13 protein-coding genes are annotated in these 14041 nt (G+C 60.9%); 8 read left to right on the forward strand and 5 right to left on the reverse strand.

The window, feature by feature from the left end; genetic code table 11:
* Window positions 1-9 precede the first annotated feature (9 nt).
* From QKE19_RS07510 to QKE19_RS07520, 3 genes are all read left to right on the forward strand, one after another.
* Window positions 10-1971 (forward strand): pyruvate kinase, encoded by a 1962-nt coding sequence (locus tag QKE19_RS07510; RefSeq protein WP_049171694.1) that lies wholly within the window; start codon window positions 10-12, stop codon window positions 1969-1971.
* Window positions 1972-2089: 118 nt separating this feature from the next.
* Window positions 2090-2968 (forward strand): hypothetical protein, encoded by an 879-nt coding sequence (locus QKE19_RS07515; protein ID WP_149420757.1) that lies wholly within the window; start codon window positions 2090-2092, stop codon window positions 2966-2968.
* A 48-nt stretch (window positions 2969-3016) separates the two neighbouring features.
* A complete protein-coding gene (locus QKE19_RS07520) occupies window positions 3017-3934 on the forward strand; it encodes a DUF5926 family protein (RefSeq protein ID WP_016421674.1) in 918 nt (305 codons plus the stop codon).
* Window positions 3935-4038: 104 nt separating this feature from the next.
* Here QKE19_RS07520 and QKE19_RS07525 read toward each other — a convergent pair whose 3' ends face one another.
* Window positions 4039-5442 (reverse strand): LCP family protein, encoded by a 1404-nt coding sequence (locus QKE19_RS07525; protein ID WP_347890712.1) that lies wholly within the window; start codon window positions 5440-5442, stop codon window positions 4039-4041.
* A 131-nt stretch (window positions 5443-5573) separates the two neighbouring features.
* Between QKE19_RS07525 and QKE19_RS07530 the strand changes: the two genes are divergently transcribed.
* Window positions 5574-6383, forward strand: coding sequence for a fructosamine kinase family protein (locus QKE19_RS07530; protein ID WP_347890713.1), 810 nt, complete (start codon window positions 5574-5576; stop codon window positions 6381-6383).
* On the opposite strand, the gene QKE19_RS07535 is transcribed toward QKE19_RS07530, so the two are convergent.
* The gene (locus QKE19_RS07535) at window positions 6380-7768 is read right to left on the reverse strand and encodes an amidase (protein WP_347890715.1); all 1389 of its coding nucleotides are present in this window, start codon (window positions 7766-7768) and stop codon (window positions 6380-6382) included. The two genes, QKE19_RS07530 and QKE19_RS07535, sit on opposite strands and share 4 nt — an antisense overlap.
* Before the next feature lie 33 nt (window positions 7769-7801).
* Between QKE19_RS07535 and pheA the strand changes: the two genes are divergently transcribed.
* Entirely contained in the window at window positions 7802-8737 is a 936-nt protein-coding gene (pheA, locus tag QKE19_RS07540; protein WP_005510446.1) for a prephenate dehydratase, read from the forward strand.
* 3 nt (window positions 8738-8740) lie between these two features.
* Complete coding sequence (locus QKE19_RS07545) at window positions 8741-9532, forward strand: histidine phosphatase family protein (protein ID WP_347890717.1); 792 nt, start codon at window positions 8741-8743, stop codon at window positions 9530-9532.
* A 35-nt stretch (window positions 9533-9567) separates the two neighbouring features.
* On the opposite strand, the gene QKE19_RS07550 is transcribed toward QKE19_RS07545, so the two are convergent.
* From QKE19_RS07550 to QKE19_RS07560, 3 genes are all read right to left on the reverse strand, one after another.
* Window positions 9568-10113 carry a DUF1707 domain-containing protein gene (locus QKE19_RS07550; protein ID WP_347890718.1) on the reverse strand — a complete coding sequence of 182 codons (546 nt, stop codon included), beginning with the start codon at window positions 10111-10113 and terminating at the stop codon, window positions 9568-9570.
* A 75-nt stretch (window positions 10114-10188) separates the two neighbouring features.
* Window positions 10189-10533, reverse strand: coding sequence for a metallopeptidase family protein (locus QKE19_RS07555; protein WP_016421667.1), 345 nt, complete (start codon window positions 10531-10533; stop codon window positions 10189-10191).
* A gap of 31 nt (window positions 10534-10564) precedes the next feature.
* Window positions 10565-11818: a septum formation family protein gene (locus tag QKE19_RS07560; RefSeq protein ID WP_347890719.1), complete on the reverse strand. Its 1254-nt coding sequence runs from the start codon at window positions 11816-11818 to the stop codon at window positions 10565-10567.
* 194 nt (window positions 11819-12012) lie between these two features.
* Between QKE19_RS07560 and QKE19_RS07565 the strand changes: the two genes are divergently transcribed.
* Together QKE19_RS07565 and serS are read left to right on the forward strand one after the other, a co-directional pair.
* Window positions 12013-12663, forward strand: a complete 651-nt coding sequence (locus tag QKE19_RS07565) for a LysE family translocator (protein ID WP_347890720.1) — start codon at window positions 12013-12015, stop codon at window positions 12661-12663.
* 47 nt (window positions 12664-12710) lie between these two features.
* On the forward strand, window positions 12711-13973 hold the full coding sequence (serS, locus tag QKE19_RS07570) for a serine--tRNA ligase (RefSeq protein ID WP_016421664.1): 1263 nt from the start codon (window positions 12711-12713) through the stop codon (window positions 13971-13973).
* The last annotated feature ends 68 nt before the right edge of the window (window positions 13974-14041 follow it).

Here is a 14041-nt window from a genome sequence, read left to right on the forward strand (position 1 = left end):
GCCTTCTCTATGGCAGCGCAGAGCCCTCAAGACACAGCAACTGACAACACTGAAAGCGGCGCGGCCGTACCGCGTCTGGATGACCTCATCAGCAAGGTCACTGATCTGATCACAGAGTTGGACGACGTCTCGGTGGAGGCTTCTGCACTGCTCGCAGAGGTGCCGGAAGAGCGCCGTCGGCACGCGGAAAACCTGCTGCACTACGCACACCTGCGCACAATTGACATCCGTGAGCTGCAAAACAGCTTGCACGACCTCGGCGTGACCAGTCTGACCACGGTGGAGACTTTCACCCGGGGGCGCCTTGAGCTCGCTCTCAACGCGCTGTTGGCGCTGGCGGGGCGCACCTCAGACATCGATGTCGCCCGCATTATTGCCGACGATGAGCGCGCGGATATTGCCCTGGATAACAACGCCACCGAGCTGTTCGGTCAGGAGCGCGCGGATGTCACTTCGCACATTATGGTGACCCTGCCCGCCGAGGCCGCCGACGATGCAGAGTTGGTGGAGAGCTTCGCTGCCGCTGGCATGGATCTCGCTCGCATCAACTGCGCCCACGACGGACCTGAGCAGTGGAGCCGCATGATTGACAACGTCAATGCTGCAGCTGAGAAGGCCGGTCGCCGCATCTTCGTGTCCATGGATCTGGCTGGTCCGAAGCTGCGCACGGGCGATATCGAACCGGGGCCGCGTGTGGGGCGCGCCCGTGTTGTGCGTGACGACGCTGGCACGGTCATCTCCAAGTCCAAGATTTGGCTGACTCCGCGACTGGATGAGCACCCCAAGCCAGCTCCGAGCGATTTGCCGGGGCGTCCCGCACTGCCGTTGGAAGCAGATCAGGGGTGGTTGGAACAGCTGCAGCTTGACGATGTCATTACGCTGCATGACTCCCGCTCGGCGAAGCGTCACTTCACCGTTGTGCGCATCGACACCGACTCCGAGGGCGAGGTCGAGGCTGTCCTCGCCGAGGGCGAAAAGAACGCCTGGATTGCCGAGGGAACACACCTGCGCAGCAACTACGAGGTCACGCGCGCTGGTGGCGTGCCACCGACCGTGCAAAAGCTGCGCTTCCACACCGGTGATGAGTTTATTCTCACCAGCCGCGAGGAAATCACCACCATTCCACGCACTGACGATGAAATTCCACGCGTCTCCTGTTCGCTGCCGTCTGCCGTGGCGGCTCTGAAGCCGGGCAATCCGGTGCTTTTCGACGACGGTGCGCTCGGCGCTGAGGTGGTTGAGGTCTCCGAGACGTCGTCAAGCGAAGATAGTCACGTCGATGCCCGGCTGCGTGTCCTGCGTACGAAGCCGAATGGTCAGCCGCTGGCGGCGCATAAGGGCATCAATCTGCCGAACACCGACCTGCCACTCAATTCGCTTACCGACGAAGACATTGAGCACCTGCGCTTTGTGGTGGAGCATGCGGATATTGCTGCGGTGAGCTTTATTCGCACGCAGGGGGATGCTGAGTACGTTTACAAGGTGCTCGATGAGATTGCGGCGGAACATGAGGCTGCGGGCCGCGAGGACCTGGCGTCGAAGGCTCGGAACCTGGGTGTTGTGCTGAAGATTGAGACTATTCCGGCATTCCAGAATCTGCCGGGAATCATCATCGCCAGCATGAAGCGCGCCAAGTCCGGTCTGATGATTGCTCGTGGTGACCTGGCTGTGGAGCTGGGCTTCGACCGTATGGGTGAGGTCCCAGGCCAGATTCTGACGCTGGCGCAGGCAGCCGGTGTGCCGACCATTCTGGGTACTCAGGTGCTGGAGAACATGGCCAAGGCCGGCCTGCCGTCCCGCGCGGAGATTACCGATGCGGCCTTCGCCCTGCGTGCCGAGTGCGTGATGCTGAACAAGGGGCCGCACATTACCGAGGCCATCGCGATTTTGAACAACCTGGCCCGGAAGATGGGACGTTCGCAGCGTAAGAGCCGCATCATGCTGCGGAAGATTCGCAGCTGGTCGGACTAGTGGCTGGGGTAGGGGCCGGGCTAGTTTAGGTAGGTTAGGGGGAGCGCACTTAAAAACACCGTGGGAGAAAAGACTGCGGAAGAAGCCGGCCGCGCGTACGAGAGGAGCCCTGCGGAAAATGTCTAATGAACAGGCAGAAAACGCGGGGTGGGCTGTGCCGCCGCAGTCTCCAAAACAGCAGCCACAGCAGTCCCCACCTCAGGTGGTGCTGCCACCGCAGCAGAGCTGGCAGCCGACTGTCTCGGATTCGGCCATCACAGGTGCGACGCCGCGCTGGAAGGCCGATGAGATTGTTCGCAAGCGTGCGGACAGTGTCTTTCGATGGGCAATGAGCGGCGCTGGCGTATTCGCCGCATTTACCGTATTCATCTGGATGAGCATTCTGAGTCCAGGTCAGGATCTGGTGGTTTCCCTCCTCGGCGAACTGGGAGCATGGGCTTTCGGTCTCTGCGGAATGGTTTCCCTCATTGGGCTGGGTTTTTCGGTCTACAAGACCCTCCAGGTGCTGCGTGACCGCGCAACGTATGCCCGCCCACTGCTGTCGCGCACGGCAACGGATGTGCGCACGATGCACATGTGGCCAGTGCGCAACATCACGGGGCCCGTGGTCGCGTTGGCTGAAACAGGAGTCACTGCCGTAATGGGGCCAGGTCGCTTTATCTGGTATCTGGCCTGCGTTTTGTGGCCCCTTGCAACGGGTTGGTTTATCGCTGCCGACGTGTCCAGGACGTACTTCCAGGCCGGAATCATCACTGTTTTAGCTTGTGTGACAACTGCCCTTACGGCGCGGCTACTCCGCTACGTGTTGGCTCCCGAGGAAGTGCATCGCAACATTCCCGTTGGGGCAGGTCGCGAGCGCACCCAGCCCGGTTTTTGGTCCAAGGGCTTCATCCCCAGCGAAGCTAGCGATGAACAGGGGGAGGCGGGCGCGTTGGCCGTCGACAAGCAGCTTTTCGAAGGAACGGCGAGCGAATTCGTCGACGATTTTTATAAGTAGCCCAGGCAGTCGCGAATTACGGACTGCGAATAGGTATTCTGTGGCCTTGTGGGAAAGAAATCTCGTAAGAAGAATAATCAGGCCCCGGAGGGCATGAGCCGCCGTCAGGCGAAGCTGGCAGCCCGCGCTGCTGAGCGTGCAGCGTTGCTGGGCAATCCGCGTCCGTTCAAGGACTTCGACGAAGAGGCTGACATCGTGGCTGTCCGCGAGTTCGCACCGGCTGTGGTCATTCCGGTCACGGTCGCTGACGCTGAGCGTGACATCAAGGTCTGCACCGTGCTGCCGGGTGGCGTAGCCGCACTGACGCGTGCCGCTGACCAGGGCAATGAGGCTTTCGTCGCGCTGCAGACGCAGGCTCGCACCAATGACGGCGCTGCGGATCTCTCCCGTGCGCTGGCGTGGGCTCGCGACGCAGAGTCGGGTCAGCAGCTCTCCGCCGCTACTGACGGCGAGGCTGCACCGCTTACCGACGTCCTGACCGCCGTGGATCTCGACAACATGGAGGTCCACCAGGACTTCGAGTGGTGGATTCCCAAGGGCATTGAACGCACCCCGATGATCGAGCAGAACCTGGCCGTGGCTAACGACGCGATTCTCCCGTCATACCGCCTGGACGCGAAGGTCGCTGGTGCTGTCTGGTGGATTGATCCGGGCGAGCGCGCTCACATCCGCTGGGTGCGCCGTGAAGATGAGAAGCCGCTGCTGGATGCCTTGGCACGCGTGCACGCTGCGGACAACCTCTCGCTGGGAGAGGGCACGAAGTTCGCCGGTGTCTTCCGTACCGATGGCGTGCTGGTGCCGGTCTGGGACCTGGATAACACCAAGCCGCACGACCACTGGATTGCTGCCGTGGAAGAGGCCGACAAGCGTATCGCTGAGGCGCTGGCCAGCGAAGAGCCGCTGACCGCCGAGGAGCGTAAGTCCCGTGAGACCATCGTGTCCCGTCAGGTGACCATTCGGAACTAGGCGTAGCTGGTTTAAGAACTAACGCGTGTGGCTCAGCAAAATGCTAAGTCACACGCGTTAGTTGTCTCGAAAGCTATCCGAAGCTGTTTTAGCTGCCCTCTTGGCTATCTCAGCTCCGCAAAAAGTGCTGGCGCTTCGACTTCGTCCCAGAGCAGCACATTGCCCGCATAACCGGTGTCCATGGCGCCTGAGGTGGGCACGGTAAGAGAATCGGAACCGAAGAGCATGCGCAACATCAGCCAGGTCAGGTGCCAGACATGGTCACCATCGCCGACGAACACGGCCTTAGTGCCAGCATTGGCCAGGCGAATCCAGCGGTAGGGGTTGAGCCATACCGCAGGTGATTTCAGCCGTCCCATCAGCGCGCTCATGAACTCACGCTGCCGCTCTACGCGGTCCAAGTCTCCCTGGGCGGTAGCGCGCGTGCGCACGTAACCCAGGGCGCCCGCGCCGTCGAATTTCTGGCAACCGGCCTGGATATTCAGGCCCGCCAGCGGATCGTCGATGGCTTCTTCAGGGCACATCTCGATACCGCCGACAGCATCGACGACACCGGCGAAACCGCCAAAGCCAATTTCGGCGTAGTGGTCGATGTGGATTCCAGTGTTTTTCTCTACGGTATCGATGAGCAACTGGGGGCCACCAAATGCGAATGCCGCATTGATCTTGTTCTTGTCATTGCCCGGGATATCCACGAAGGAGTCACGCGGGATACTGACCAACTTCGGCTTACCGAGCACCGGAATGTGGGCAATCATGATGGTGTCGGTGCGCTGGCCGAAATCACCACTGCCCGTCGACAGCTTGGCAGCATCTTCCTCTGACAGGCCCGTACGAGAGTCTGAACCGACGAGCAACCAGTTGGAGGACATCGTATTGGCAGGGCGGTCTGCCAGATCTGAGAACGCATCGACCCTGGTCAGGCGGATGTCGACAAGTGCCATCGTGACGACAAGGAAGATGACGAGAAGCAGGATGATGGATTTAAAGCGCAAGCGTGGCAGTCGCAAGCGTGGCATGCGGAACCCAGACCTGACGCCGGCGCCGTCACGACTGCCACGGCGTCCACCACGGCCAGAACTCGCTGCTTGTGGGGCACTGTAGTAGTCCTGTGACGAGCCGCGCGAGGAAGATTGGAAATCCGCATCCGGATTATATCCGGGTGGGGGAAACCGCGGATCGCTGCCAGCGCGTCCGCTACCGGCCCGGTTCATTGGTGGACGGGACTCAATGCGCGTTTCGTTCAGTGGCGCCTGCCGACGTTCCGGTTGCGGCCTAGACCTGCGCGGAGGCATAGGCGCTGGGCGGGCTGCCCCTGCCCTAGATGGGCGGTCGGAACGGGGCGGGATGGGGCGTCGTGAAGCGCCACACGAATCGGCCTCACGGGGGCGGGCATGCTTCGGCGACGCCTCGTCCACACGGCGGTAGATGGGGCGGCCATAGCGATCTTTAAGCGGCCTACCGTATCGGTCGCGGGCAATGCGCGAGTCGTCGAAGTTGCCTTCCATACCAATAAAGAATAGGCAACGACAGTGGACTAAGAGAACCGAGACAGCAATACAAGTCTTGGTAGCGCTGGCGTTACCCTGCATGCGACGTGCTGAAAGGGGTTGGGAACGAAGAAGAATATGCTGGAAATATGTCCGCAATGAACCAGAACAACGAACGTGCAGTCAACGAGTCGGATGTTTATGTCAAGAGCCGACATGGTGTTCCTAGGGACTTCTTCGCCTGTGAGGCGGCGGGGCTGGGTTGGCTGCGCGAGGGCGAACCTGACGGCGGTGCGCGCGTAGTGGATGTGCTGGGCGTGAGCGGGCATGCGCTGAAATTGCGTCGAATTGAGTCGACGGCGCCGAATCCACAGGCAGCGTACGAGTTCGGAAAATCGTTGGCCATTACCCACAATATGGGCGCCGCTGGCTGGGGTGCCGGCCCCGATGGGTGGGAGGGGCACGGCTACTTCGGTCCACTGGATCAGCCCCTGCAGATGGACCTGACTCCACAGGAGAGCTTCGGTGAATACTGGGCGAAAGGGCGCCTGCTGCCCACACTGGGAAAGTTGGAGATCTCCTACAATAACCGCCAGCTAGATATCTTTGACCAGCTCATTGACCGGCTCTTGGCTGGAGATTTCGACAACGAGCCAGACGCTGCGCGTGTCCACGGTGACCTGTGGTGGGGAAACCTCATGTGGGATGCAGACGGCGCGATCTTGATTGACCCCGCAGCGCACGGCGGAGCCCGCGAGGAAGATTTGGCACTGCTGGCGCTATTCGGGGCAACGCATTTCGACGAGATCTTGCGTGGCTACGAATCTGTACATCCCCTGCCGGATTTCGCCGAGAGCTGCGAACTCCACCAGCTCTATGCCGTGCTCATGCACGCGGTGCTATTTGGTGGCGGATACGCCGGACAGGCAGCGGCAATGGCAGCGAAGTACGTGCGTTAGCTGGCGTTAGCAGCCTCCAGCACGCTAGCGATCTCCAGTAGCTCTGCCTCACCGCAGCGCACCGCACCGATGTTGACGCTGGTGGCGGGGAGCTCCGCGTTGGGTGTGCTGCCGCTTGTGCCCGGCACAGCAATTGGCACGGACACGCTTGCCCACCCAGTCAGATTCCACAGCGATAACCACGGAGTCCACCGGGTTTGCTCGTCAAAGTCCTCCCACGGCGCCAACGCAGAGAAATGCCCAATACGTGGCGGATCAAACGCCAGCGTTGGCGTAATCACCGCATCGACTTCCCAACGCGATCGAATCGCGCCGGGCAGAGCCATCCGCTGCTGATGTGTCGCCGCCGCCTCCGCTGCGGAAATCTCCTGGCCACAGGCGCGAATCCACTGCACGATCTCGGAGTAGTCCGCGCGCGGTAATTTCGTGGCCATTCGCGTGATGGTCCGTCGAAAGATCTCGAACACGTCCGGACCTGCCGGGTCATAGGGGCTGGGCACTTCCACCACCTCATACCCGGCGTCGGCAAGACGGTCAGCCGCCGCCCACACACCGTTTGCCCAGCGCTTATCGACGTCCACCTCAGCATGAAACGGGCTGACAGTGACACCGATGCGAAGGGGGCGCTGGGGCCGTCGGAAAGCATGCGGGGTTGCGGAAAAGGGCACTCCGGCCAGTAGCGCTGCGTCATCGACTGTGCGAGTGAGAAAAGCGGGCGTGGAGAGATTTCCACCCGCAATATCGTGTGCTGGTTTCAACCCAACGAGGCCACAGCAGGCGGCAGGCACGCGGATGGAACCGCCACCGTCAGAGCCCAGAGCTGCGGGAACGACACCAGTTGCGACAGCTACTGCGCTGCCGCCCGAGGAACCACCGGGAGTGCGTGGCGCGGTATCCGGCTGATTGGACAGCTGATTGGGCGTGGCGAAGTAGGGGTTTTCCGGGGCCGTGTAACCAATCGGCTCGGTGTAGGCCGTCATCCCGACCTCGGAGGTGTGCGTCGTCGCCGTGAGGACCGCGCCGCGAGCCAGAAGTTTCGCCACGGGTTCAGAGGTTTCGGTGGCGGTGAAAGCCAAGTTAGTCGAGCCCATCGTGCATTCGACCCCTGCGATGGTGAATAGGTCCTTAATCGCCACTGGCAGACCCAGGAGGTCACGCGGGAGACCGTGGCTAGCGCGCCGGGCGGGTTCGGATCCGGCAGTGAGGCTGCGCGCGCGATCGACAGCGTGCTCGGCCAAGGACGCGGCAATACCGAAACGAGCGGGATTGGTCGCGGCGTCGTCGGCAAGCGTGGCGAATTCCGAAACGATTTCCGATACCGAGATTGCGTCACTGCGCACGGCTTCAGTGAGGGCGCGGGCGGGCATCTCGGGAGAAGAGGTCATGCAATAAGTGTAGAAGCCCTCTAATCTGAGCTTATGACGACGGTTACTTATTTGGGTCCTGCGGGCACATTCACCGAGCAGGCGCTGTGGGACATGGCGCGTGCCGGCGAGATTGATCCGGCAGGGGAATCCGCGGTCAATGCGGTGCCGGTGGATAGCCCCGCGGCTGCGCTTGGAGCCGTGCGCCGAGGGGAAGCGGACTTTGCCTGCGTGGCTATCGAAAGCAGCGTGGACGGTCCCGTCACACCAACTTTTGATGCCCTGGCCGCTGGGCCAGAGCTGCAGGTTTTTCGCGAAACCGAGGTCGGGGTGGTGTTCTCTATCCTGGTCCGTCCCGGTACGACGGCGGAACAGGTGCGTACTTTTACGACACATCCCGTAGCGTATCCGCAGGTCAAACAGTGGGTGGACGCCAACCTTCCGGGCGTGGAAGTTCACCAGGCCAGCTCCAATGCGGCGGCGGCCCACCAGGTCGCCGAGGGCACCCATGACGCTTGCGCTGCCCCTGCCCGCGCGGGTGAGCTGCTCGGACTTGAGGCGCTGGCCACTGAGGTCGCCGACGTGCGCGGTGCCCGAACCCGTTTCCTACTGGTGGGGCGCCCTGGTGTGCCGACGCCGCGCACCGGTGCCGACCGGACCTCGGTCTCGTTCACGCTGCCGAACCAGCCCGGCACACTGATGCGCGCCATGAATGAGTTCGCAGTGCGACAGGTCAACCTCACCCGCATCGAGTCGCGGCCGACACGCGAGCTCTTCGGCCTCTACCGCTTCTACATCGACTGCAACGGCCACGTTGATGATGCACAGGTTGCGGCGGCTCTCGCGGCGCTGCACGAATACGCCGAAGATCTGCGCTATCTGGGATCTTGGCCGGTCGCTGAGGGCGGTCGCCGCAGCATTATGACTCCGCCGCCGGATATCTCCCAGTCAATTGAATGGGTCGACGCGCTCAAGGAAGGACGAAGGTAAAACATGACACCCGCCGCGCCCGAAAATCCAGTTGGACAGCTGCCTTTCCTCGATGACCGCCCAGACCGCCCTGAATCTGTCATGCCGGTTGATTCCCAGCGCATCATTTTCATCCGCCACGGGCAGACCACCGGCAACATCAACCGCCGCCTGGATACCGCATTGCCGGGTGCACCGCTCACCGACCTCGGTGTGAGGCAGGCGCGCAGTCTGGGACGTCTTTTGCTTCCCGACGTGCACAGAATCGGTGACATCGTCACATCCCATGCCCTGCGTGCCCGCCAGACTGGCGCAGGCGCGGTCGCAAGTCTGCACCACCTGGGAGAGACTTCTGTTCGCATCCGCCATGAGGGTGGCCTCCACGAGGTTCAGGCCGGTGACCTGGAGGGGCGCAATGATCGCGATGCGCACATGGAGTACATGCGCGCCTTCTACCAGTGGCTCAATGGGGAGCTGGAGTACCGCCTTCCCGGCGGTGAATCCGGTGCTGACGTGCTGAATCGCTACCTGCCGACGATACAGCAGCTGCTGGAGCAGACAGGAGCGACAGGTGGTGAATCCAAGGAGTCGAAGGAGGGCGGCAGCAAGGATGTCGTCATTGTCAGCCACGGCGCGGCTATTCGTCTGATTGGGCAGTATCTGACCGGGGTGAATCCGGAATACGCACTGCGGCACCGCATTGCCAATACTGAGCGAATCGAGCTGGTTCCGAGCGCTGTGGACGTCGGCAAGCCTGCTGGCATTGAACCGGGCACGTGGGATGTGCGCCGCTGGGGCGACAGCGAGTTGCCTTAGACAGGCAGCTGGGCGGCGACCGTTACTGCTGGCCGTTATTGCTGGCCTTCCTGAATCTCGCGGCGCTTCTGAGCTGCCAGGCGTAGGCGTTCCGTGCGACGCTTGGATTCCGCTTCGTTGATTTCGTTGAGGAGTTTTTCTTCGTCATCATTGATGTTCAGTGCGGCGCGCCCGATGAGGGCAACGGCCGCAGCGACGATGAAGCCGAGCCATGCGTTGTCGATATTGGTCGCAAACATCAGAACGATAGAGACACATACGATGATGCCTGCAGCAGAGTCAACAATGTTGAGGTGGCGGCCTTTTTTCATCAGCGTTTGCAGCTCTTGATCGACACTTTGGTGCTGCGGTTTAGCCGGGGTGCCCTGTGAACTCTCGGGAGATGACTCAGCGGGCAGGTCTGCGAAGAGTGTTTGTAGTTGGGAGCGGGTTTTAGCGACTGCGGCAGCTTCAGTGCGCTTGGAAAACTCATTGATATCCAAGTAGCCGTCAGCGAAATGATTGCCGAGACGCTCCATGGCAGCGTTGCGCTCCCTATCGCCGACCCTGATTTCTGGCTTCTCGCTCGAGTTGTCGCTCATGATTATTAAGGTTACAAGGAAGAAAGCTGCCGTGAAGAAGCCGAGAGGAACGAGACCTCGCAGGGCGGGACACACTTATCCGTAGCCGAGACGGTCCAGATCCTCCTCCTCGAGGCCGAAATAATGCCCGATTTCATGCAGGAGAGTGACCCGAATCTGCTCCACCAGCTCCTCTTCGGTGTGGCTGATGCGGCAGAGCATGTCGCGATACAAGCTGATTTGGTCAGGCGGACCCCAGTGGTTGTTAGAACGCTCGGTCAGAGGTATCCCCTCGTAGAGTCCCAGCAGTGTGGGCTCGTCGAGGTTATACGGGTGGACCTGGATGATGACCTGATCGAGCTGATCGAGAAACTGCGTCGGGATGCGGTCGATGGCCTCATCGACAAGCGCGTCGAACCGCTCCGGGCTAACGTCAACCATTTATGGTGCTGCCTCGCAATGTCTAGTTGTTCTACTGTCCTGCGGGAGCGACTGCGTTATCCACAGCGCCTGCTTCTGCACCAGTACCGTCGGCACCGACCTCACCGGCGTCACCTGTGCCAGCGCCAGCGCCAGCGTCACCCTGCTCCTCCCGCAGCGGATTGCGCGGCGGCGGAGCCACGGGCGGCTGGCCGTCGATAGTGAAGGACTCGTTAGCGTGGCCGTTGAGAGTGGAGAACCCGCCCTGGCCATTGTCTTTAATCAACCAGCAGTTCACACTGCGCGAGCCAGCATTGAGCGACTCCTGCGACAAGGAGGTCCAAAATGGCAACAGCGTTGAGTTATACAGCGGGTCGTCACCGCCGAGGTAATTCTGCGCGAGAGTCACACACTGTTCCGCGAGCACATCATTCTGCTCCTGGTCAGTGGGGATGTTGTCACCGAAATGGTCGCGGAGATTGACAATTCCCGTCGACTCCATCAGGTGATCTTCCACGCAAGGCACCTGGCGGATGGCGCCGTTTTCATCCAATGTCACGCAGCGGCCGCCCTCGAACACGCGGGACTGATCCTGCCCGGCCGCAGGCCCGGACATGTGCGTCGTGTTGCCGTCTTCATCGACGACCTGGATACCGCACAGGAAGGTTCGGTCACCCTTTTCCCACTGGCTAGGCGAAGGAATGATTGGCGCAGTGATAAAGCGACCATCCGGATCGTACTGGCCGCCCAGGTATTCAGTCACAGTGTCACGACACACGCCATTTTGCAGAGCCACCAAATTGTCCGCTGTCGGGTAGTTGGCAGTTTTTGCGTATTGCCCCGGATGTTCCTCGTAGTCGGCGAGATTCAGTTTCTTGGCGACCTCATAAGCGTGCGGCTGCTCACAGGGCACGACGCGGAAGTCAGAAACATTCAGATCTTCTGCCAGATTCCAGTCCAGACAGTTGCCCGCGGTTGCGCTGGTGAACGCCGTCGTCTCCTTGTCGACGATGGTTGTCGTTGTCGACGATGACGCGCTTGCCGACGAACCCTTGCCCCCAAGTGGCCCACTCGGTGGCTCGATGACTCCCGCTTGCAGCGCGAATGCCATTCCCGCGGCGCCAACCAGCATTGCCGTCGACAAAGCGCGCATTCCCCAGCTTCCACGGGAGTTATTCGAAGCGTTGGCATCGTTGCCGGCTGCGGAGGATGCACCAGCGCTGGCATCTGCGCCAGTACCTGCACCGGAGTCAGTGTCTGTGGCGGCAGCGTGCTCGCGATCCTGGTTCATATTGTCATCAGCCATAGTGACCCCATTGTGCACCGCCAATGAGCCTGTGGACAAGGTAACGCTAAAAGCGACAACGCTGCCATGAGCGTTGATGCCGTTGCAGGGAGCTCAGTCATCGACGCTCTGCCCGAGTTTGCGGTCCAAATTTGCTCAAGAGCTTTAAGCACTACAATAGTCCGGTATTCGTTCGCTACCCGAGGACACGAGTCTTGACCTGGACTGCACTACTCAGCCTGCTGGGCGTCCACATTATTGGTATGGCCTCACCAGGGCCTGACGTCTTCTTAATCCTGCGCCTTGCCACCAAATCCCGAAAGCACGCCATCGCAGCGGTTGCGGGTATCAGTACTGGCGCCACTATCTGGATGACCCTCACAGTTTTTGGGTTCGCAGCTGTCATCGCCGCCAATCCTTTGCTGATGGGCGTAATCCAGCTCGTCGGTGGCTGTTATCTCATTTACATGGGTATCAGCATGGCCAAGGCAGGCATCAATACCCTCCGCGAACTGCGCGCCGGTGCCGCACCAGCGCTGGGAAGCGAGGCGCTCCGGTCGCCGAAGGCGACATTCCGTCAGGGCTTTTTCACCAATATGTCGAACCCGAAGATTGTTCTCTTCCTCACGGCAGTGCTTTCACAGTTCATTCCCGCAGGCGCATCCGTGGGGACGCTTGTGCTTTGTACGTTGGTGCTAATCGTCTCCCAAATCGCTTTCTTCCTATTTATCGCAATCGTGGTGTCGACGGATGCCGTCGTCAAGCGAATGGTGCTGGCAGGGCCGTGGATTGACACTGTCGCCGGCGTGATCTTCCTCGTCCTCGGCGCGCTGCTGGTCGCCTCAGGAGCGGAAGCGGCACTCTAGCAAGCCTTGTGCCTGCTTGCCGACGTAAACCAGGTACTCTAGGGGACGTGATTGATCTCAAATTTCTCCGCGAAAACCCTGAAGTAGCCCGCGAGTCCCAGCGCACCCGTGGTGAGGACCCGGCATTGGTCGATCAGCTGCTGGAAGCTGACGCTAAGCGCCGTGAGGTTATTGCCTCCACCGACGCGCTGCGTTCAGAGCAGAAGGGCTTCGGTAAGAAGATTGGTCAGGCGTCGAAGGAAGAGCGCCCGGCCATGCTGGAGAAGGCCAAGGAGCTTTCCGACGCCGTGAAGGCAGCCGAAGCGGAGCAGAAGGAAGCCGAGGCTGAGGTCGAGCGCCTGCAGTACCTGATTGGCAACATCGTTACGGGTGCGCCCGCCGGCGGCGAAGATGACTTTGTCGTGCTGGAGGAAATCGGTGAGATTCCACAGTTCGACTTTGAGCCCAAGGACCACCTGGACCTCGGTGAGTCGCTGGGTCTTATTGATATGGAGCGTGGCGTCAAGGTCTCCGGCTCCCGCTTCTACTTCCTGACCGGTTACGGTGCCATGCTGCAGCTGGCCATGATGAACTTGGCTGCTCAGAAGGCAACTCAGAATGGCTTCCAGCTGATGGTGCCGCCGGTGCTGGTTCGTCCGGAGACCATGTCGGGTACTGGCTTCCTCGGTGCGCACTCCGATGAGATCTACTACCTGCAGGAAGATGACCTCTACCTGGTCGGTACCTCGGAAGTCGCTCTGGCCGGCTACCACTCCAACGAGATTATTGACCTGTCGGAGGGGCCGCGTCGCTACGCTGGTTGGTCTTCCTGTTTCCGTCGTGAAGCGGGCTCTTACGGCAAGGACACCCGCGGTATCCTGCGCGTACACCAGTTCGACAAGCTGGAGATGTTCTCCTACTGTCCGCCGGAGCAGGCGGAGGCAGAGCACCAGAAGCTGCTGAACATGGAGCGCGAGATGCTGGCCGCGGTCGATGTTCCGTACCGCATCATCGATGTTGCTGGTGGTGACCTGGGTGCATCGGCTGCCCGCAAGTTCGATACCGAGGCATGGGTGCCGACGCAGAACACCTACCGCGAGTTGACCTCGACTTCGAACTGCACGACTTTCCAGGCTCGTCGTTTGAAGACCCGCTACCGCGATGCCGATGGCAAGTCTCAGTACTGCGCCACCCTAAATGGCACGCTGGCCACGACGCGTTGGCTGGTCGCCATTCTGGAAAACCACCAGCAGGCCGATGGTTCTGTGGTGATTCCGGAGGCGCTGCGCCCGTTCATGATGGGCAAGGAAGTTCTCGAGCCGGTTAAGTAGGTTTTCGGGGCCGGCATGGGGTCGGGCTCGTTCTGCAGAGAAAGTGCCTAAGTTTATGTCAGTTTTGT

It is taken from the genome of Corynebacterium sp. c8Ua_99 (assembly GCF_039907185.1).
Lineage (GTDB): Bacteria > Actinomycetota > Actinomycetes > Mycobacteriales > Mycobacteriaceae > Corynebacterium > Corynebacterium jeikeium_D.